Genomic DNA, 18,834 nt, shown 5'->3' with positions numbered 1-18,834 from the left:
TACCTGCCGCGTCGGGCATCAGAAGATAGTGAACGGCGCGATAACCATGAATTTCACGTCACGCTCATCCTGGAAGATGTTGCCGTAACCGCCACCCCAGCTTGGGATGTCGGAGTGGTTGTCGTATTCGGTGAAATGCAGTTTGAACATCGTGCCCTTGGCGCGACCGTCCTGAATGGTGTAGACCGCATCCAGACTGTAAGCAGACTCTTCGATAGTCCGGTTTTTGTCGTAGTACGCATCCGGATTGCTCTGCCATGTCGCTGGTTTGGCATCCCATGCATAAACGTAGGAAGCGCCGATGGCGAAGCCGGGAAGATTCCAGTTTTTCAGGTCATACATCGCACCGAAGAAGACCGCTTTTTCGCCGTTGGCGTTAAAGTCAGAGCGGTTATCCCACCAGATATCCAGGCGACCGTTCGAGGAAGCGTAGGTTGGGGTCATACGTTGCAGGAAGTATCCCTGCTGACCATCGGCTTTAACCCAGGTGCCTTCGAGGCGCAAATCCACTACGTCAGCCGCCCGGTAGCCAAAGGTCAACGCCTGCAGCCAGGCGGTGCCGTCATAAAGATCGTTGACGCTGCGATCGTCAACTTTGTCGCGCGTACCGTAGAACTGGTAGCTGGTGGTTAACGGGCTACCGGCGATATCAAATTTATAGCTGGCTTTGGCAAAATATTGATCGATATACCCTTCCGCCTGACCAAACGCCGCTTCCAGTACGAAGTTATTTTTGAAGTCGTACTTCGCCCCGAGGGAGTGCAGATAATCAACTTTGGTAGTCTTATCGTTCTGATAAAACTCATCCATTTCCAGATGCCACGGCGCTTTGTATTCGTTGGTCCACATGTAGGAGAAACTCAACGCACCGGCATCGCCGTAATCAAAATTCGCCCCGGCTTCCGCCCCCTGATAAGTACCCGGCATAAAGCTCCAGTGCGGCGCTAACAGCGTCTGACCGGTTGGCTGAATATAACCTGCCCTCGCCCACACCGGACCGTATTTAAATTTGGCCGCTGCTTTATACAGGCTTATACCGCTTTTATCGCCGGACCAGTCTTCGTCATAGGCTTTATTACTTTTTGAAAACGCGATTTCGTTCGGGTGGGAGCTATCGCCGTTTTCTGCCATTTCAATCGCCGTAAATGCGGCAATATCAAGGCCGAACATATCAGCAGCATAACCAGACTGAAAATCGAGGTTGGCGTTCCAGGTGGAGTGAGAAAGGTTGGTTTTGTATTTGTCACCGTCGGTAACGTCTTTACGGTCGCGTTCACGCTGCCAGTAATAGATACCGCCGGTTAAGGTTGAATCGTCGATGAATCCTTCGGCGCGAGCCTCCGGCATTGCCATAAAGCCCGACATTGCTGTAACACCGGCGATAGCCAGCGCCAGCGTACTACGTTTGCCACTAAACGCACGCATGGGTTAATCCTCTTTGACGTATAAATTGCTGCACCACAGGTGAACAGCGAAAAAAATAAAAATTAAAAAAGTAGCGTTGAGAAAAGTCTCGCTGACTACAGGAACAGACTATTTTTCGCGACGCGAATTATCAATCTCTTTCTGTAACGAGAATGTAAGAACATGAGCAACCGCACATATTTTGATGATTTTTGTTACAGGATTTAAGTTTGCAGCAGAAGAGTTTGTAGAAGAAAAAATATGTGGCTTTCCAGTAGGATGAAAGCGGTTACATTTTATTTAATTATGATTTGTGTTTTTAAATTTATTTTACGGATAAATTGCGAAGCGGAATTAATTCGCGATGATAAGCAGAAAAAACGCCACAGAGCGCGGCGTTTGGGATTTTTGTATGTTTCATGCCGGATGTGGCGTAAACGCCTTATCCGACCTACAAAAGCACGCAAATTCAATATATTGTAGAGATCTCGTAGGCCTGATAAGCGTAGCGCATCAGGCAATTTAGCGTTTGATACTGTTTGTGTGTTTCTTGCCGGATGCGGCATTTACGCCGCATCCGGCATGGTGAAACTTAGAATTACTCGCCAACCTTTGCCCAGGTATCACGCAGCCCAACGGTGCGGTTAAATACCGGTTTTTCCGCCGTAGAATGGCGGCTGTCGAGGCAGAAGTAACCTTCACGCTCAAACTGGAACGCTTTACCCGCTACCGCGTCTTTCAGAGACGGTTCAGCAAAGCCCTGTTTGATGACCAGCGATTCTGGGTTAATCACCGACAGGAAATCATCCGCAGCGCCTGGATTCGGCACGCTGAACAGGCGATCGTACAGGCGGATTTCAACCGGCAGCGCATGTGCCGCGCTTACCCAGTGAATAACGCCTTTCACTTTACGACCATCAGCCGGATCTTTGCTTAAAGTGTCGGCATCGTAAGTACAGAAGATGGTGGTGATATTGCCTTCGGCATCTTTCTCCACGCGTTCTGCTTTAATCACGTAAGCATTACGCAGACGCACTTCTTTACCCAGCACCAGACGCTTGTACTGCTTGTTAGCTTCTTCGCGGAAATCGGCGCGATCGATCCAAATCTCACCGCTAAACGGCACCTGACGGCTACCCATTTCCGGTTTGTTCGGATGGTTCGGCATAGTGACCATTTCGCCTTCGCCCTGATAGTTTTCGATAACCAGTTTCACTGGATCGATAACCGCCATTGCGCGCGGCGCGTTTTCGTTGAGATCTTCACGAATACAGGATTCCAGAGATGCCATCTCAATGGTGTTGTCCTGCTTGGTCACGCCGATGCGTTTGCAGAACTCACGAATAGAAGCCGCAGTGTAACCACGACGACGCAGACCAGAAATGGTCGGCATACGCGGATCGTCCCAGCCTTCTACGTGCTTGTCGGTCACCAACTGGTTCAGCTTACGCTTGGACATCACGGTGTATTCCAGATTCAGGCGCGAGAATTCGTACTGGCGCGGATGAACAGGAATGGTGATGTTGTCCAGAACCCAGTCATACAGACGACGGTTGTCCTGGAACTCCAGCGTACACAGAGAGTGCGTAATACCTTCCAGCGCATCGCTGATGCAGTGGGTGAAGTCGTACATCGGGTAGATGCACCACTTGTTGCCGGTCTGGTGGTGTTCAGCAAATTTAATGCGGTACAGCACCGGATCGCGCATCACGATAAACGGCGAAGCCATGTCGATTTTCGCACGCAGGCAGGCTTTACCTTCTTCAAAACCGCCGGTACGCATTTTTTCGAACAGCGCCAGGTTCTCTTCAACGCTGCGGTCGCGGTACGGACTGTTTTTACCCGGCTGCGTCAGGGTGCCACGGTATTCGCGGATCTGTTCCGGCGTCAGTTCATCGACATACGCCAGGCCTTTATTGATCAATTCGATCGCATAGGCATGGAGCTGATCAAAATAGTCGGAGGAGTAACGAACGTTACCAGACCAGTGAAAACCTAACCATTCAACGTCGTTTTTGATCGACTCTACGTACTCGATATCTTCTTTTACCGGGTTAGTGTCGTCGAAACGCAGGTTGCACTGGCCTTTATAGTCCTGAGCGATCCCGAAGTTCAGGCAGATAGATTTCGCATGACCAATATGCAGATAGCCATTTGGTTCTGGCGGGAAACGGGTGTGTACTGTGGTGTGCTTGCCACTGGCCAGATCTTCATCAATGATCTGACGAATAAAGTTAGTCGGGCGGGCTTCTGCCTCACTCATCGTGGATTCCTCAAAGCGTAAACAACGTATAACGGCGTATGATCTTATAAGCGGGACAGGCTGACAACTGTTAGTTAGAGAAAATAGAAAATCTCACTGAGATTATGGGGATGATTGATGAAAAAAAAAGCGGCGAAGATGATATCCGCCGCTTTTGCCACTCCTGTGTCATTGTTGGATGCGACGCTGGTGCATCTTATCCAACCTACACTGAGCTTTTGTAGGCCTGATAAGACGCGTCAAGCGTCGCATCAGGCATGAAACAGATTACTTTTTGATTTCATACAGCGGCGTTTGACCCGCCACAACATGACCCTGGGCTTTAATGATCAGACCGCTGAAATCGTCGATATTGCTGCAAACCACCGGGCTAATCATCGAGCGGGCGTTAGCATTCAGGTAATCCAGATCCATTTCCAGAATCGGTTGCCCTGCACTTACCTGCGCCCCCTCTTCCACCAAACGCTTAAAGCCTTTACCTTCCAGCGCCACGGTGTCGATACCCATGTGGACGACGATCTCCGCGCCTTTTTCGGTTTCCAGGCAGAACGCGTGGTTGGTGTTGAAGATTTTTACGATAGTCCCTGCGGCTGGTGATACAACGATTTTATCCGTCGGTTTCACCGCTACACCGTCGCCCACCGCTTTGCTGGCGAACGCTTCGTCTGGCACCTGATCCAGTGCGACAACATCACCAGTAATCGGCGATACCAGCTCAGCGATAGACACTGCATTTGGTACAGCCTGTGGTTTTGCTGCCGGCGCGGCAGTTGCCGGAGCCGCTTCAGCAGAAGCAGCAGCTACCGGGCCACGAGCAACGACTTTCTTCATCGCATCACCGATAGATTCCGCTTTCGCACCAACAATCACCTGGATGGTCTGTTTGTTCAGTTTCACCACCCCAGAAGCACCCAGACGTTTACACATCGCATCGTTGACGCGGGCTGAGTCACCCACCGTCAGGCGCAGACGGGTAATACAGGCGTCAATCGCTTTCAGGTTGTCGCTACCGCCAACCGCAGCAATATAGTTGGTCGCCAGTTGAGTCAGACCTTCTTCAGTGTTGCTGTTGGCTTCTTCAGTAACAATTTCGTCTTCTTTATCTTCACGGCCTGGCGTTTTCAGGTTGAACATGCGGATAACTGCACTGAACACCACAAAGTAGATAACGAAGAAGATAACGCCCATCACCAGCAGCATCCAGACGTTCTGGCTGGCTGCCGGCAGGTTATACATCAACGCATAGTCGATGGCGCCCGCAGAGAAGGAGAAGCCCGCGTGAATACCCAGCAGCGTTGCCACAAACAGGCTGATACCGGTCAGCAGTGCGTGCAGAAGGTACAGCAGCGGCGCAAGGAACATGAACAGGAATTCCAGCGGCTCGGTAACACCAGTCAGGAACGCGGTGATAGCAACGGAAAGCAGCATCCCGCCAACCATCGGACGACGCTCTTTCGGTGCTGCGAAGTACATCGCCAGTGCCGCACCCGGCAGACCAAACATCATGATCGGGAAGAAGCCGGACATGAACATCCCCGCAGTGCCGTCACCGGCATAGAAGCGGTTGATGTCGCCGTGGAAAACCGTCCCTGCCGCGTTGGTAAATTCACCAATCTGGAACCAGGCAATGGTGTTCAGCACCTGATGCAGACCAGTTGGGATCAGCAGACGGTTGATGAAACCAAAGATACCGGAACCCAGCGCGCCCGCAGAAACGATCCATTCACCACCAGCATGAATAGCGTGCTGCACCGGTGGCCAGACATAACCAAAAATAGCCGCCAATACCAGGCAGAAGAAGCCAGTGGCAATCGGCACAAAACGTTTGCCGCCGAAAAAGCTCAGGAAGTCCGGCAGTTTAATATCGGACCAACGGTTATAGGCTGCACCACCGACCAGGCCGGTAATGATACCCGCCAGTACACCCATATTGATTTCCGGGTTGATGGTCACCATCGCTTTGGTTAACACAAAGTAACCTACCGCACCCGCCAGCGCCGCCGCACCTGCGCTGTCTTTGGACCAGCTGGATGCCACGCCGATGGCGAAGATTAATGCGAGGTTATCAAAAATCGCGCCGCCCGCCTGGGCAATAAACGCAACGTTAAGTAAATCTGGCTGACCGAATCGCAGCAACAGCGCCGCCACCGGCAGTACTGCGATAGGGAGCTGTAACGCCCTACCGAGTCGCTGGAAAAACCCTAAAATATTCATCTTATTCCCCCTACGAGAACCCTATTTGGCTTGTTTAACGCCGTATTTTTATTTTGCTGCAAACTGTACTGCCGATGTTCTGTAATCATATTGTTAGATCATCTGCTACAGAGTGTGTAAAAAATTAATTCGTACCGCAAATTAAACGCGTGTCTTTTGTGAGTTTTGTCACCAAATATCGTTATCATCACTCCCTTTTACTGGCTAAACCAGAAAACTTATTTTATCATTCAAAAAATCAGGTCGGATTGACGCCTGTCTGCGCAAATCCAGGTTACGCTTAAAGATGCCTAATCCGCCAACGGCTTACATTTTACTTATTGAGGTGAATAATGAGACTGATCCCCCTGACTACCGCTGAACAGGTCGGCAAATGGGCTGCTCGCCATATCGTTAATCGTATCAACGCGTTCAAACCGACTGCCGATCGTCCGTTCGTGCTCGGTCTGCCGACCGGCGGCACACCAATGACCACCTATAAAGCGTTAGTCGAAATGCATAAAGCAGGCCAGGTCAGCTTTAAGCACGTTGTCACCTTCAACATGGATGAATATGTCGGTCTGCCAAAAGAGCATCCGGAAAGCTACTACAGCTTTATGCACCGTAACTTCTTCGATCACGTTGATATTCCAGCAGAAAATATCAACCTTCTCAACGGTAACGCCCCGGATATCGACGCCGAGTGCCGCCAGTATGAAGAAAAAATCCGCTCTTACGGTAAAATTCATCTGTTTATGGGCGGCGTAGGTAACGACGGTCACATCGCATTTAACGAACCAGCCTCCTCCCTGGCTTCTCGCACCCGTATCAAAACCCTGACTCATGACACTCGCGTTGCTAACTCTCGTTTCTTTGATAACGATGTCAATCAGGTGCCAAAATATGCTCTGACTGTCGGTGTTGGTACATTGCTGGATGCCGAAGAAGTGATGATTCTGGTTCTGGGTAGCCAGAAAGCACTGGCGCTGCAAGCCGCAGTTGAAGGTTGCGTTAACCATATGTGGACCATCAGCTGTCTGCAACTGCATCCGAAAGCGATCATGGTGTGCGATGAACCTTCCACCATGGAGCTGAAAGTTAAGACTTTAAGATATTTCAATGAATTAGAAGCAGAAAATATCAAAGGTCTGTAATTGTTATCCCTGCCCTGACACCTTGCTCAGGGCAATATTATTTTTAAAATCGGGGGTCGGAATGTATGCATTAACCCAGGGCCGGATCTTTACCGGTCACGAATTTCTTGATGACCACGCGGTTGTTATCGCTGATGGCCTGATTAAAAGTGTCTGTCCGGTAGCGGAACTGCCGCCAGAGATTGAACAACGTTCACTGAACGGAGCCATTCTCTCCCCCGGTTTTATTGATGTGCAGTTAAACGGCTGCGGCGGCGTACAGTTCAACGATACTGCGGAAGCGGTAAGCGTTGAAACGCTGGAAATCATGCAAAAAGCCAATGAGAAATCTGGCTGTACTAACTATCTGCCAACGCTTATCACCACCAGCGATGACCTGATGAAACAGGGTGTGCGCGTAATGCGTGAGTACCTGGCAAACCATCCGAACCAGGCGCTAGGTTTGCATCTGGAAGGTCCGTGGCTGAATCTGGTGAAAAAAGGCACTCATAATCCGAACTTCGTGCGTAAACCCGATGCTGCGCTGGTTGATTTCCTGTGCGAAAACGCTGATGTGATTACTAAAGTTACCCTGGCACCGGAAATGGTTCCTGCGGAAGTGATCAGCAAACTGGCAAATGCCGGGATTGTAGTTTCTGCCGGTCACTCCAACGCAACACTGAAAGAAGCGAAAGCCGGTTTCCGCGCGGGGATTACCTTTGCCACCCATCTGTACAACGCGATGCCGTATATTACCGGTCGCGAGCCAGGTCTGGCGGGCGCGATCCTCGATGACGCCGACATTTATTGCGGTATTATTGCCGATGGCTTGCACGTTGATTACGCTAACATCCGCAACGCCAAGCGTCTGAAAGGCGACAAACTGTGTCTGGTCACCGACGCTACTGCACCAGCAGGCGCCAATATTGAACAGTTCATTTTTGCGGGTAAAACAATATACTACCGCAACGGACTTTGTGTGGATGAAAATGGTACGTTAAGCGGTTCATCCTTAACCATGATTGAAGGCGTGCGTAATCTGGTCGAACATTGCGGTATCGCACTGGATGAAGTTTTGCGTATGGCGACGCTCTACCCGGCACGTGCAATTGGCGTTGAAAAACGTCTCGGCACGCTCGCCGCAGGCAAAGTGGCCAACCTGACCGCATTCACACCTGATTTTAAAATCACTAAGACCATCGTTAATGGTAACGAGGTCGTAACTCAATAAGAGAAAGTATGACACCAGGCGGACAAGCTCAGATAGGTAATGTTGATCTCGTAAAACAGCTTAACAGCGCGGCGGTTTATCGCCTGATTGACCAGTTCGGGCCAATCTCGCGAATTCAGATTGCTGAGCAAAGCCAGCTTGCCCCCGCCAGCGTAACCAAAATTACACGTCAGCTTATCGAGCGCGGGCTGATCAAAGAAGTCGATCAGCAGGCCTCCACCGGAGGCCGCCGCGCTATCTCCATCGTCACTGAAACTCGTAATTTCCACGCTATCGGCGTACGACTTGGTCGTCACGATGCCACCATCACCCTGTTTGATCTCAGTAGCAAAGTGCTGGCAGAAGAACATTACCCGCTGCCTGAACGAACCCAGCAGACGCTGGAACATGCCCTGCTGAATGCCATTGCTCAGTTTATTGATAGCTACCAGCGCAAACTGCGCGAGCTGATCGCGATTTCCGTGATCCTGCCTGGGCTTGTTGACCCGGACAGCGGCAAAATTCATTACATGCCGCATATTCAGGTGGAAAACTGGGGGCTGGTAGAAGCACTGGAAGAGCGTTTTAAAGTGACCTGTTTTGTCGGCCACGATATCCGTAGTCTGGCGCTGGCAGAGCACTACTTCGGTGCAAGTCAGGATTGCGAAGACTCCATTCTGGTGCGAGTACATCGCGGAACCGGAGCCGGAATTATCTCTAACGGGCGCATTTTTATCGGTCGCAACGGCAACGTTGGTGAAATTGGTCATATTCAGGTCGAACCGCTGGGTGAACGCTGCCACTGCGGCAACTTTGGTTGTCTGGAAACTATCGCTGCCAACGCTGCCATTGAACAACGGGTGTTGAATCTGTTAAAGCAGGGCTACCAGAGTCGCGTGCCGCTGGACGATTGCACCATCAAAACTATCTGCAAAGCCGCGAACAAAGGTGACGGTCTGGCGTCGGAAGTGATTGAGTATGTCGGTCGTCATCTGGGTAAAACCATCGCCATTGCTATCAACTTATTTAATCCGCAAAAAATTGTTATTGCCGGTGAAATCACCGAAGCCGATAAAGTGCTGCTCCCTGCTATTGAAAGCTGCATTAATACCCAGGCGCTGAAGGCATTTCGCACTAATCTGCCGGTGGTACGTTCTGAGCTGGATCACCGCTCAGCAATCGGCGCTTTTGCGCTGGTAAAACGCGCCATGCTCAACGGTATTTTGCTCCAGCATTTGCTGGAAAATTAATGTGCTTTTATAGTGGCGCTTATTGTTGTCAATATTCTGGGTAGTCCATGACCATTAAAAATGTAATTTGCGATATCGACGGCGTGCTGATGCACGATAATGTCGCCGTACCAGGTGCAGCGGAATTTTTGCACGGGATTATGGATAAAGGCCTGCCGCTGGTGTTGCTGACCAACTATCCTTCGCAGACCGGGCAAGATCTGGCGAACCGCTTTGCCACTGCCGGTGTCGATGTGCCGGATAGCGTGTTTTATACCTCTGCGATGGCGACCGCCGATTTCCTGCGTCGCCAGGAAGGCAAGAAAGCGTATGTGGTGGGCGAAGGTGCACTGATTCATGAACTGTACAAAGCCGGTTTCACTATTACCGATGTGAACCCTGATTTTGTGATTGTTGGCGAAACGCGTTCCTACAACTGGGACATGATGCATAAAGCAGCCTATTTCGTCGCTAACGGTGCGCGCTTTATCGCCACCAACCCGGATACTCATGGGCGCGGTTTTTATCCCGCCTGTGGCGCGTTGTGTGCAGGGATTGAGAAAATCTCCGGGCGCAAACCGTTCTATGTTGGTAAGCCCAGCCCGTGGATCATCCGCGCAGCATTAAACAAAATGCAGGCGCATTCGGAAGAAACGGTGATTGTCGGCGATAACTTGCGTACCGACATTCTGGCGGGCTTCCAGGCCGGTCTGGAGACGATTCTTGTGCTCTCTGGTGTTTCGTCGCTTGACGATATCGACAGTATGCCGTTCCGCCCAAGCTGGATTTACCCGTCAGTCGCTGAAATCGACGTTATCTGAATACCACCCACGTCTGCGGACGTGGGTGGCTCTGATGACAAACGCCAAACTGCCTGATGCGCTACGCTTATCAGGCCTACGCAGCTCCTGCAATACATTGAATTTTCATGCTTTTGTAGGCCGGATAAGGCGTTCACGCCGCATCCGGCATGAACAAATCGCACTTTGTCAGCAATTTGGCCCCCGTAAAATATAACCATTCAATAAAACCCGCTAAAAATTATCGATTCATCAATAAACACGCCACCATACCCTACCCTTTTTCATCAATCAGCAATCACCATTACGTTTTTTATTTTTCCACCGCCAAATCGCTTGCGCACAGTGCTGCTTTGCGGCATTTTTTTAAACAAGCAAACACAACAAGCAACAAATACCAGGTTAACGGAGAAGGTTATGTGTTCAATTTTTGGCGTATTCGATATCAAAACAGACGCAGTTGAACTGCGTAAAAAAGCACTCGAGCTGTCACGCCTGATGCGTCATCGTGGCCCGGACTGGTCCGGTATTTATGCCAGCGATAACGCCATTCTCGCTCACGAACGTCTGTCAATTGTTGACGTTAACGCGGGGGCGCAACCTCTCTACAACCAACAAAAAACTCATGTGCTGGCAGTAAACGGTGAAATCTACAACCACCAGGCACTGCGTGCTGAGTATGGCGATCGTTACCAGTTCCAGACCGGATCTGACTGCGAAGTGATCCTCGCGCAATATCAGGAAAAAGGGGCGGAATTTCTTGACAATTTGCAGGGCATGTTTGCCTTTGCCCTGTACGACAGCGAAAAAGATGCATACCTGATTGGTCGCGACCATCTGGGGATCATCCCGCTGTATATGGGCTATGACGAACACGGTCAGCTGTATGTGGCCTCAGAAATGAAAGCCCTCGTGCCGGTTTGCCGCACGATTAAAGAGTTCCCGGCGGGGAGCTATTTGTGGAGTCAGGACGGCGAAATCCGTTCTTATTATCACCGTGACTGGTTCGACTACGATGCGGTGAAAGATAACGTGACCGACAAAAACGAGCTACGTCAGGCATTGGAAGATTCCGTGAAAAGCCATCTGATGTCTGATGTGCCTTACGGTGTGCTGCTCTCTGGTGGTCTGGATTCCTCAATTATTTCCGCTATCACCAAGAAATACGCCGCCCGTCGCGTGGAAGATCAGGAACGTTCCGAAGCCTGGTGGCCGCAGTTGCACTCTTTTGCCGTGGGTCTGCCGGGTTCACCGGATCTGAAAGCGGCACAGGAAGTGGCAAACCATCTGGGTACTGTACATCATGAAATTCACTTCACCGTACAGGAAGGTCTCGATGCCATCCGCGACGTGATTTACCACATCGAAACGTATGACGTGACGACTATTCGTGCTTCAACACCGATGTATTTAATGTCGCGTAAGATCAAGGCGATGGGCATTAAAATGGTGCTGTCCGGTGAAGGTTCTGACGAAGTGTTTGGTGGTTATCTTTACTTCCACAAAGCGCCGAACGCCAAAGAGCTACATGAAGAGACAGTACGTAAACTGCTGGCTCTACATATGTATGACTGCGCGCGCGCCAACAAAGCGATGTCAGCCTGGGGCGTGGAAGCACGCGTTCCGTTCCTCGACAAGAAATTCCTCGATGTGGCAATGCGCATTAACCCACAGGATAAAATGTGCGGCAACGGCAAAATGGAAAAACACATCCTGCGTGAATGTTTTGAATCGTATTTGCCCGCAAGCGTGGCCTGGCGGCAGAAAGAGCAGTTCTCGGATGGCGTCGGTTATAGCTGGATCGACACCCTGAAAGAAGTGGCGGCGCAGCAAGTTTCTGATCAACAACTGGAAACCGCCCGCTTCCGCTTCCCGTACAACACACCGACCTCAAAAGAAGCGTATCTGTACCGGGAAATCTTTGAAGAATTGTTCCCGCTTCCGAGCGCCGCTGAGTGCGTACCGGGCGGCCCATCCGTCGCCTGTTCTTCTGCCAAAGCGATCGAGTGGGATGAAGCGTTCAAGAAAATGGACGATCCGTCTGGCCGCGCGGTCGGCGTTCACCAGTCGGCATATAAATAAGAAGTGTATTAACGCCCCGGAGAAATCCGGGGCAATTTCAGTTACTGGGGAGCTTGTTGATTCTGATATGCAGTAAGGAAATGTTCCGGGTTTGCCACATCACTGTTTGACAATTCATCACTGTAGGCCAGTACTTCATAGATTAATTTCCCACCACTATTGTTGAATTCCGAATTTCATCCTGTACGACAAAAGAATGGCTGTAGGGTGGGAAAAAAACACAAAGTAAACAATAATTGACGAATATAGCGCCACGCTGTTCGCAACCTAACCAAACAGTCACTTTCGAGCAATTTTCCTTGAAAAAGAGGTTGACGCTGCAAGGCTCTATACGCATAATGCGCCCCGCAACGCCGATAAGGTATCGCGAAAAAAAGATGGCTACGTAGCTCAGTTGGTTAGAGCACATCACTCATAATGATGGGGTCACAGGTTCGAATCCCGTCGTAGCCACCATCTTTTTTTGCGGGAGTGGCGAAATTGGTAGACGCACCAGATTTAGGTTCTGGCGCCGCAAGGTGTGCGAGTTCAAGTCTCGCCTCCCGCACCATTCACCAGAAAGCGTTGTACGGATGGGGTATCGCCAAGCGGTAAGGCACCGGTTTTTGATACCGGCATTCCCTGGTTCGAATCCAGGTACCCCAGCCATATTCTTCGAGTAAGCGGTTCATCGCCCGGTTATTGGGGTATCGCCAAGCGGTAAGGCACCGGTTTTTGATACCGGCATTCCCTGGTTCGAATCCAGGTACCCCAGCCATCGAAGAAACAATCTGGCTACGTAGCTCAGTTGGTTAGAGCACATCACTCATAATGATGGGGTCACAGGTTCGAATCCCGTCGTAGCCACCAAATTCTGAATGTGTCGAATACGTTCGGCAAATTCAAAAACAAATTTGTTGGGGTATCGCCAAGCGGTAAGGCACCGGATTCTGATTCCGGCATTCCGAGGTTCGAATCCTCGTACCCCAGCCACATTAAAAAAGCTCGCTTCGGCGAGCTTTTTGTTTTTCTGCGTATATTCAATGTCGAATGCGATGTTGACACGTCTTATCCTTCAATGTCGGATGCGACGCTGCCGCGTCTTATCCGACCTACGGTTGGCATGCATCCGGCAATGTTGTAAGGCTATAATCCTAACGCATATTTCAGCGCCTGACGTTTCAGTACGCCCGCACGCTCCGCCGCCATTAACCCGAGATTACGCACAAAACGCAGCGGCGGTAGATTATTGCTGAATCCGGCATAAAACAGATCCATACCGCTTTGCATAATGAAGTTATCCGCCATGCGCCGCATCTGGTAACGTTTGAGGATCGGATAACTGGCCCACGCTTCGCCGTAGCTGCGGGCGTTCACCAGAACGTCAATCAGGGCATCGACATCACGATAACCAAGATTCACCCCCTGCCCCGCCAGCGGATGGATGGTATGCGCGGCATCGCCCACCAGCGCAAGCCCTGGCTGCACATACTGCAACGCATGGCGACGCGTCAGCGGAAACGCACCAGCGGCAAGCGGTGTCACATAACCCAGACGCGACGGGAAATGCTTCGCGATTTCCGTCTGGAGCTGCGCCATATTCATATTCTGCAACTGGCGAATACGCGCCGGAGAGTCATACCACACCAGCGATGCCCAGTTATCAAACAACGGCAGAAACGCACGCGGTCCGTCCGGGGTAAATTGCTGCCAGGTGCTGTCGCCGGGATCGTTCTCACACTGTACGCTAATCAACATACACGACTGCGCATACTGCCAGGCATGAACGCCAATTCCCGCCATCTGCCGCACCTGCGAATTTGCGCCGTCGGCACCAATCACCAGCTTCGCGCGGATCGTTTCACCGCCCTTCAGTTCCAGCTCCTGAAGATCATTATGGCGATGCAGCGCAATCAGCGAGGTAGGTACACGTAACGTTACTTTCGGATGCGCTTCCAGCGCCTGCCACAGCGCCTGTTGCAGGACGGTGTTTTCCACCATATAGCCCAGCAACGGCAGCTTTAATTCAGCTGCGTCAAACACCACATGCGCGGTTTCCCACTCCCAGGTTTCCAGTCTGCGATAAGGATGGCAACGCATGGCCTGTACCGCATCCCAGACGCCTAAACCTTTAAGCAATGATACCGAAGCCGCGCTGATCGCTGAGATCCGCACGTCCGGCTCACTACCTGCGACAAACGGTGCAGGTTCGGCATGTTCGATAACCGTTACCGTAAATCCGTGCTGTGCCAGTCCCAGCGCCAGTGCGCCACCGACCATTCCTCCGCCGACAATGGCAATTTCCGTTGGTTGATTTGTCATGGTCAATCATCCTGTTAGCAATATGCTTTAAGTTTACAGGATTTTTACCCCCAAGGGCTGATAACGCTCATACTGGTCACAACGGCAGCAAAGCATTACACTATGCGCCCTGCATTCCTGGCTACTATTTCGCAAGAGCAAGTCGATGACCAAAAAACTCCATATTAAAACCTGGGGCTGTCAGATGAACGAGTACGATTCATCGAAGATGGCCGATCTGCTGGATGCCACCCACGGCTATCAACTGACCGACGTGGCGGAAGAAGCGGATGTGCTGCTGCTGAACACCTGCTCAATCCGCGAGAAGGCTCAGGAAAAAGTCTTCCATCAGTTGGGTCGCTGGAAACTGTTAAAAGAGAAGAATCCAGACCTGATTATCGGCGTCGGCGGCTGCGTGGCATCGCAAGAAGGCGAGCACATTCGCCAGCGCGCCCACTATGTCGATATTATTTTTGGGCCGCAAACGCTGCACCGCCTGCCGGAGATGATCAACTCCGTGCGCGGCGACCGCAGCCCGGTTGTAGATATCAGCTTCCCGGAAATTGAGAAGTTTGACCGTCTGCCGGAACCGCGCGCCGAAGGGCCGACCGCATTTGTCTCCATCATGGAAGGCTGCAATAAATATTGCACCTACTGCGTGGTGCCTTACACCCGTGGTGAAGAGGTAAGCCGTCCATCCGACGATATTCTGTTTGAGATTGCCCAGCTTGCGGCTCAGGGCGTGCGTGAAGTCAACCTGCTCGGTCAGAACGTGAACGCCTGGCGTGGTGAAAACTACGACGGCACCACAGGATCGTTTGCCGATCTGCTGCGTCTGGTTGCTGCGATCGACGGGATCGATCGTATTCGCTTTACCACCAGCCATCCGATCGAATTCACCGACGATATCATCGAAGTGTACCGCGACACGCCGGAGCTGGTGAGCTTCCTGCATCTGCCGGTACAGAGCGGTTCCGATCGCATTCTGAACCTGATGGGCCGTACTCATACGGCGCTGGAGTACAAAGCGATCATCCGTAAACTGCGTGCGGCGCGTCCGGATATTCAGATCAGTTCTGATTTCATCGTTGGCTTCCCTGGTGAAACCACCGAAGACTTCGAGAAAACGATGAAGCTGATTGCCGACGTCAATTTCGACATGAGCTACAGCTTTATCTTCTCAGCACGTCCAGGAACGCCTGCCGCCGATATGGTTGATGATGTTCCGGAAGAAGAGAAGAAGCAGCGTCTGTATATTCTGCAAGAGCGCATTAATCAGCAAGCGATGGCATGGAGCCGCCGGATGCTCGGCACCACCCAGCGTATTCTGGTAGAAGGGACTTCACGTAAGAGCATCATGGAGCTTTCCGGGCGTACCGAAAATAACCGCGTGGTCAACTTCGAGGGCACACCGGATATGATCGGTAAATTCGTCGATGTAGAAATTACCGACGTCTACCCGAACTCTCTGCGCGGTAAAGTGGTGCGAACTGAAGATGAAATGGGTCTGCGCGTGGCAGAAACACCGGAATCGGTGATTGCCCGTACTCGCAAAGAAAACGACCTTGGCGTGGGTTATTATCAGCCGTAATTCTCAGGCCCGCCGTTCCGGTGGGCCTTGTTTTTTCTCTCTTTATCCCCATCTTTATCGCAATGCTTGCGCCTTTTTCCTGTGGCGTGAATAATTTCCTTATAGGCCGGTGAATGTTCAGCTTCCGGCGGCATACAGATAAGAGGAACGGTTTGAACATAGACACTCGCGAAATCACCCTGGAGCCAGCAGACAACGCGCGTCTGTTGAGCCTGTGCGGCCCGTTTGATGACAACATCAAGCAGCTCGAACGCCGTCTCGGCATCGAGATCAATCGCCGCGATAACCACTTTAAACTGACCGGCCGTCCGATTTGCGTCACCGCTGCGGCAGACATTCTGCGTAGCCTGTATGTCGATACTGCCCCGATGCGCGGTCAGATTCAGGATATCGAACCGGAACAGATCCACCTTGCGATTAAAGAAGCGCGGGTACTGGAGCAAAGCGCGGAGAGCGTGCCGGAGTACGGCAAAGCGGTCAATATCAAAACCAAACGCGGCGTAATTAAGCCGCGCACGCCAAACCAGGCGCAGTACATCGCCAATATTCTCGACCATGACATTACCTTCGGCGTTGGCCCGGCGGGTACGGGTAAAACCTACCTGGCAGTGGCTGCGGCAGTTGATGCCCTGGAGCGTCAGGAAATTCGCCGTATTCTGCTGACTCGTCCGGCGGTCGAAGCCGGTGAGAAACTGGGCTTCCTGCCTGGCGATTTAAGCCAGAAAGTAGACCCGTATCTGCGCCCGCTGTACGACGCGCTGTTTGAAATGCTGGGCTTTGAGAAAGTCGAGAAGCTGATTGAGCGCAACGTTATCGAAGTCGCGCCGCTGGCCTATATGCGTGGTCGTACGCTGAACGACGCGTTTATCATTCTTGATGAGAGCCAGAACACCACCATCGAACAGATGAAGATGTTCCTGACCCGTATCGGTTTTAACTCAAAAGCGGTTATCACCGGCGACGTCACACAGATCGACCTGCCGCGTAATACTAAATCAGGCTTACGTCATGCCATCGAAGTGCTGGCCGATGTCGAAGAGATCAGCTTTAACTTCTTCCACAGCGAAGACGTGGTTCGTCACCCGGTGGTGGCGCGTATCGTTAACGCTTATGAAGCCTGGGAAGAAGCCGAACAAAAACGTAAAGCGGCGCTGGCAGCAGAACGCAAGCGCGAAGAACAGGAACAAAAATGAGTCAGGTGATCCTCGATTTACAACTGGCATGTGAAGATAATTCCGGGCTACCGGAAGAGAGCCAGTTTCAAACATGGCTGAATGCGGTGATCCCGCAGTTTCAGGAAGAATCGGAAGTGACTATTCGCCTGGTCGATACCGCCGAAAGCCACAGTCTGAATCTGACCTATCGCGGTAAGGATAAGCCGACCAACGTGCTCTCCTTCCCGTTTGAAGTGCCGCCTGGCATGGAGATGTCGCTGCTGGGCGATCTGGTTATCTGCCGTCAGGTGGTTGAGAAGGAAGCACAGGAGCAAGGCAAACCACTGGAGGCGCACTGGGCGCATATGGTGGTGCACGGCAGTCTGCATTTGTTAGGTTACGATCATATCGAAGATGACGAAGCAGAAGAGATGGAAGCCCTCGAAACAGAGATTATGCTTGCTCTGGGCTATGAGGATCCGTACATTGCCGAGAAAGAGTAATTTGCCAGGCATTTGACTGGCAGACGTCCCCGCCGTTGGTGATTAACGACGGCGTTTTGATTAACTAACATGAGAACCCATACGACGCCATGAGCGACGACAATTCACACAGTAGTGACACGATAAGCAACAAGAAGGGATTTTTCTCCCTGTTACTCAGCCAACTTTTCCACGGTGAACCGAAAAACCGTGACGAACTGCTGGCGCTGATCCGTGATTCCGGGCAGAACGACCTTATCGATGAAGATACGCGCGATATGCTCGAAGGAGTGATGGACATCGCAGACCAACGCGTCCGCGACATCATGATCCCCCGCTCCCAGATGATTACCCTGAAACGCAACCAGACGCTGGACGAATGCCTTGATGTCATCATCGAGTCTGCCCACTCACGTTTCCCGGTGATTAGCGAAGACAAAGATCACATTGAAGGGATTCTGATGGCGAAAGACTTGCTGCCGTTTATGCGCAGCGATGCCGAAGCCTTCAGCATGGACAAAGTGTTACGTCAGGCGGTTGTCGTTCCTGAAAGTAAGCGCGTAGACCGGATGCTGAAAGAGTTTCGCTCTCAGCGTTACCACATGGCGATCGTCATTGACGAATTCGGTGGTGTTTCCGGTCTGGTGACCATTGAAGACATCCTGGAACTGATTGTTGGTGAGATTGAAGACGAGTATGACGAAGAAGATGATATCGACTTCCGTCAGCTGAGTCGTCATACCTGGACCGTGCGCGCACTGGCTTCCATTGAAGACTTCAACGAAGCGTTCGGCACTCACTTTAGCGATGAAGAGGTCGACACTATCGGTGGTCTGGTGATGCAGGCGTTTGGGCATCTTCCGGCACGTGGTGAAACCATCGACATCGACGGTTACCAGTTCAAAGTGGCGATGGCTGACAGTCGGCGTATTATTCAGGTTCATGTCAAAATCCCGGATGACTCACCCCAGCCGAAGCTGGATGAATAAAACCGAAACTGGATAGATAATTAC

The 18,834-nt window shown here is 51.5% G+C and carries 13 protein-coding genes, 6 tRNA genes and 1 pseudogene; 15 read left to right on the top strand and 5 right to left on the bottom strand.

What is annotated here, in order from left to right; genetic code table 11:
• Window positions 1–18: 18 nt before the first annotated feature.
• The 3 genes from chiP to nagE form a co-directional block, all read right to left on the bottom strand.
• On the bottom strand, window positions 19–1,425 hold the full coding sequence (chiP, locus tag FC814_RS09685) for a chitoporin (RefSeq protein WP_001201191.1): 1,407 nt from the start codon (window positions 1,423–1,425) through the stop codon (window positions 19–21).
• Between the two features lie 577 nt (window positions 1,426–2,002).
• Window positions 2,003–3,667 (bottom strand): glutamine--tRNA ligase, encoded by a 1,665-nt coding sequence (gene glnS, locus FC814_RS09680; RefSeq protein WP_001287167.1) that lies wholly within the window; start codon window positions 3,665–3,667, stop codon window positions 2,003–2,005.
• A gap of 267 nt (window positions 3,668–3,934) precedes the next feature.
• The gene (gene nagE, locus FC814_RS09675; RefSeq protein ID WP_085460516.1) at window positions 3,935–5,881 is read right to left on the bottom strand and encodes a PTS N-acetyl glucosamine transporter subunit IIABC; all 1,947 of its coding nucleotides are present in this window, start codon (window positions 5,879–5,881) and stop codon (window positions 3,935–3,937) included.
• Window positions 5,882–6,213: 332 nt separating this feature from the next.
• Here nagE and nagB point away from each other — a divergent pair, with 332 nt between their 5' ends.
• The 4 genes from nagB to nagD all read left to right on the top strand — a co-directional run bounded on the left by nagB (window position 6,214) and on the right by nagD (window position 10,253).
• On the top strand, window positions 6,214–7,014 hold the full coding sequence (gene nagB, locus FC814_RS09670; protein ID WP_001237072.1) for a glucosamine-6-phosphate deaminase: 801 nt from the start codon (window positions 6,214–6,216) through the stop codon (window positions 7,012–7,014).
• A gap of 61 nt (window positions 7,015–7,075) precedes the next feature.
• The gene (nagA, locus tag FC814_RS09665) at window positions 7,076–8,224 is read left to right on the top strand and encodes an N-acetylglucosamine-6-phosphate deacetylase (RefSeq protein ID WP_000271146.1); all 1,149 of its coding nucleotides are present in this window, start codon (window positions 7,076–7,078) and stop codon (window positions 8,222–8,224) included.
• Window positions 8,225–8,232: 8 nt separating this feature from the next.
• The gene (nagC, locus tag FC814_RS09660) at window positions 8,233–9,453 is read left to right on the top strand and encodes a DNA-binding transcriptional regulator NagC (protein ID WP_000187570.1); all 1,221 of its coding nucleotides are present in this window, start codon (window positions 8,233–8,235) and stop codon (window positions 9,451–9,453) included.
• 47 nt (window positions 9,454–9,500) lie between these two features.
• On the top strand, window positions 9,501–10,253 hold the full coding sequence (gene nagD / locus FC814_RS09655) for a ribonucleotide monophosphatase NagD (protein ID WP_000153129.1): 753 nt from the start codon (window positions 9,501–9,503) through the stop codon (window positions 10,251–10,253).
• 50 nt (window positions 10,254–10,303) lie between these two features.
• On the opposite strand, the pseudogene FC814_RS23095 reads toward nagD, so the two are convergent.
• Window positions 10,304–10,402 (bottom strand): annotated as a pseudogene (locus FC814_RS23095) (hypothetical protein); the annotation flags it as partial.
• A gap of 247 nt (window positions 10,403–10,649) precedes the next feature.
• Between FC814_RS23095 and asnB the strand changes: the two are divergent.
• The 7 genes from asnB to FC814_RS09620 all read left to right on the top strand — a co-directional run bounded on the left by asnB (window position 10,650) and on the right by FC814_RS09620 (window position 13,286).
• The gene (gene asnB, locus FC814_RS09650) at window positions 10,650–12,314 is read left to right on the top strand and encodes an asparagine synthase B (RefSeq protein WP_137325870.1); all 1,665 of its coding nucleotides are present in this window, start codon (window positions 10,650–10,652) and stop codon (window positions 12,312–12,314) included.
• 379 nt (window positions 12,315–12,693) lie between these two features.
• Window positions 12,694–12,770, top strand: a tRNA-Met gene (locus tag FC814_RS09645).
• Between the two features lie 9 nt (window positions 12,771–12,779).
• Window positions 12,780–12,864 (top strand) — tRNA-Leu (locus FC814_RS09640).
• Between the two features lie 23 nt (window positions 12,865–12,887).
• Window positions 12,888–12,962, top strand: a tRNA-Gln gene (locus FC814_RS09635).
• Window positions 12,963–12,996: 34 nt separating this feature from the next.
• Window positions 12,997–13,071: transfer RNA gene (locus FC814_RS09630), tRNA-Gln, on the top strand.
• Between the two features lie 15 nt (window positions 13,072–13,086).
• Window positions 13,087–13,163: transfer RNA gene (locus tag FC814_RS09625), tRNA-Met, on the top strand.
• A 48-nt stretch (window positions 13,164–13,211) separates the two neighbouring features.
• Window positions 13,212–13,286 (top strand) — tRNA-Gln (locus FC814_RS09620).
• A 153-nt stretch (window positions 13,287–13,439) separates the two neighbouring features.
• Here the strand turns inward: FC814_RS09620 and ubiF are convergent.
• Window positions 13,440–14,615, bottom strand: coding sequence for a 3-demethoxyubiquinol 3-hydroxylase (gene ubiF, locus FC814_RS09615; RefSeq protein WP_105289825.1), 1,176 nt, complete (start codon window positions 14,613–14,615; stop codon window positions 13,440–13,442).
• 145 nt (window positions 14,616–14,760) lie between these two features.
• On the opposite strand from ubiF, the gene miaB reads away from it, so the two are divergent.
• The 4 genes from miaB (at window position 14,761) to corC (ending at window position 18,810) form a co-directional block, all read left to right on the top strand.
• On the top strand, window positions 14,761–16,185 hold the full coding sequence (miaB, locus tag FC814_RS09610) for a tRNA (N6-isopentenyl adenosine(37)-C2)-methylthiotransferase MiaB (RefSeq protein WP_000162740.1): 1,425 nt from the start codon (window positions 14,761–14,763) through the stop codon (window positions 16,183–16,185).
• 152 nt (window positions 16,186–16,337) lie between these two features.
• Window positions 16,338–17,378 carry a PhoH family protein gene (locus FC814_RS09605; RefSeq protein ID WP_001018040.1) on the top strand — a complete coding sequence of 347 codons (1,041 nt, stop codon included), beginning with the start codon at window positions 16,338–16,340 and terminating at the stop codon, window positions 17,376–17,378.
• Window positions 17,375–17,842, top strand: a complete 468-nt coding sequence (gene ybeY, locus FC814_RS09600; RefSeq protein WP_000084457.1) for an rRNA maturation RNase YbeY — start codon at window positions 17,375–17,377, stop codon at window positions 17,840–17,842. The genes FC814_RS09605 and ybeY overlap by 4 nt, the downstream gene beginning before the upstream one ends.
• Window positions 17,843–17,931: 89 nt before the next feature.
• Window positions 17,932–18,810 (top strand): CNNM family magnesium/cobalt transport protein CorC, encoded by an 879-nt coding sequence (corC, locus tag FC814_RS09595; protein WP_001278605.1) that lies wholly within the window; start codon window positions 17,932–17,934, stop codon window positions 18,808–18,810.
• The last annotated feature ends 24 nt before the right edge of the window (window positions 18,811–18,834 follow it).

It is taken from the genome of Escherichia sp. MR, from assembly GCF_005280595.1.
GTDB classification, from domain to species: Bacteria; Pseudomonadota; Gammaproteobacteria; order Enterobacterales; family Enterobacteriaceae; genus Escherichia; species Escherichia ruysiae.
Note: the sequence above shows the minus strand (reverse complement) of the source record. Positions and strands in the feature narration are given on the sequence as shown.

What these genes read in the sequence shown, in the direction of transcription:
- chiP (WP_001201191.1), bottom strand. Translation starts at nt 1,425, where the DNA reads ATGCGTGCGTTTAGTGGCAAACGTAGTACGCTGGCGCTGGCTATCGCC.
- glnS (WP_001287167.1), bottom strand. Translation starts at nt 3,667, where the DNA reads ATGAGTGAGGCAGAAGCCCGCCCGACTAACTTTATTCGTCAGATCATT.
- nagE (WP_085460516.1), bottom strand. Translation starts at nt 5,881, where the DNA reads ATGAATATTTTAGGGTTTTTCCAGCGACTCGGTAGGGCGTTACAGCTC.
- nagB (WP_001237072.1), top strand. Translation starts at nt 6,214, where the DNA reads ATGAGACTGATCCCCCTGACTACCGCTGAACAGGTCGGCAAATGGGCT.
- nagA (WP_000271146.1), top strand. Translation starts at nt 7,076, where the DNA reads ATGTATGCATTAACCCAGGGCCGGATCTTTACCGGTCACGAATTTCTT.
- nagC (WP_000187570.1), top strand. Translation starts at nt 8,233, where the DNA reads ATGACACCAGGCGGACAAGCTCAGATAGGTAATGTTGATCTCGTAAAA.
- nagD (WP_000153129.1), top strand. Translation starts at nt 9,501, where the DNA reads ATGACCATTAAAAATGTAATTTGCGATATCGACGGCGTGCTGATGCAC.
- asnB (WP_137325870.1), top strand. Translation starts at nt 10,650, where the DNA reads ATGTGTTCAATTTTTGGCGTATTCGATATCAAAACAGACGCAGTTGAA.
- ubiF (WP_105289825.1), bottom strand. Translation starts at nt 14,615, where the DNA reads ATGACAAATCAACCAACGGAAATTGCCATTGTCGGCGGAGGAATGGTC.
- miaB (WP_000162740.1), top strand. Translation starts at nt 14,761, where the DNA reads ATGACCAAAAAACTCCATATTAAAACCTGGGGCTGTCAGATGAACGAG.
- ybeY (WP_000084457.1), top strand. Translation starts at nt 17,375, where the DNA reads ATGAGTCAGGTGATCCTCGATTTACAACTGGCATGTGAAGATAATTCC.
- corC (WP_001278605.1), top strand. Translation starts at nt 17,932, where the DNA reads ATGAGCGACGACAATTCACACAGTAGTGACACGATAAGCAACAAGAAG.